The 1,139-nt window shown below is 58.7% G+C and carries 1 protein-coding gene and 1 pseudogene; both read right to left on the bottom strand.

What is annotated here, in order from left to right; all coding sequences use genetic code 11:
- Positions 1-229: 229 nt before the first annotated feature.
- On the bottom strand, positions 230-574 hold the full coding sequence (locus CKO42_RS26635) for a hypothetical protein (RefSeq protein ID WP_200252674.1): 345 nt from the start codon (positions 572-574) through the stop codon (positions 230-232).
- Positions 575-838: 264 nt separating this feature from the next.
- Positions 839-1,139, bottom strand: a pseudogene (locus tag CKO42_RS26640) (hypothetical protein); the annotation flags it as partial.

Here is a 1,139-nt window from a genome sequence, read left to right on the forward strand (position 1 = left end):
CGCGGATTCCATCAGGGCGCGAGGAGCGATCACGCCACCTCATCACGACGCCGGATATATGGCCGCAACGTTTCCTTCTGCTGAACAGTCAAGTGGCTCTTGCATCGCGGGGCGGACCATATATGTTCAGCGGCACCGCATTGGATCGCAGCACGCAGTCCGCGGAGCCCATCCTTGGTCGCGATATACCAAGTGAAGGCCCCATCGATGTCGGGGAAGACCGACTCCTTCATGCCCCACCCAGCACCACCTCAAGCACGTTGGCCAAGCCCGCCTCATCCAGTGGAAACCCACCTCGGCGGGACCGATCCGGGTAGGCCGACCAAACCCAATCACACTCCTCGGCAGGCATCCCAGGCTCCCCTTCATCGACAGACTGCGCCCTGTCTGCGATCAATTTGACTTGGTCGCGAGGTCCAATGACATCGACACGTCCATAGCCCCCAATGATCAGGCTCGCAACCGGGATGAAGGCCACAAGGTCTCGACCGATCGTGACCTCGAGCCCCGGTGCTTCATAGGCCCCGAGTGTTTCCTCGGTGAGGCGATGTCGAGTGTCCACGATCTGATCCATGGGCACACCCGCATCCTTGAAAGACGCACGCAAAGCGTCCATCAGCTGCCGAAGCACCGATAACCACTTTTCTCGACGCTTTCCCCAATCGACCGATTCGCCCGCCCAGTGCGCTGCTCTGGCTTGGTGCTATTTGACAATTGTTTGTAGACTGGTCATTAGACATTCCTTCCTCTAACCAAAACCCTTCACGATAACTGCCTCAAGGACCCATCCGGCGCAACGCTGATCAGCAGCTTGTGATCGATCTACCAGTTATGCGGCTCAAATGTCGTCTTCGTCGACCCGTTGTGTCCCTTGGACATCATATCGCAGCAGCGATTCCAGACTCTGCAGCGCCGTGTCGCGGTCGGCGACCTGGTCGATCAAGGCGATCAACCGCTCCAGATGCTCCAACGGCTGGTCGCTGACGATCCAGCGCAGGACGAGCTGCACCAAGCGGGTCAGCACATCGCCTTTGATCTCCGCATCGCTGCGCGGCGAGAGATCGTGCAAGGCATCGCGAAACTGCTCGAGCAGGACAACATCACCGAGCTTGAACATCGAACACCTCTTCCCATTCGAC

It is taken from the genome of Lamprobacter modestohalophilus (assembly GCF_016583905.1).
Lineage (GTDB): Bacteria > Pseudomonadota > Gammaproteobacteria > Chromatiales > Chromatiaceae > Lamprobacter > Lamprobacter modestohalophilus.

Bases quoted from the DNA above. Each gene is read 5' to 3' on its own strand.
- CKO42_RS26635 (WP_200252674.1), bottom strand. From the start codon at position 574: ATGGATCAGATCGTGGACACTCGACATCGCCTCACCGAGGAAACACTC.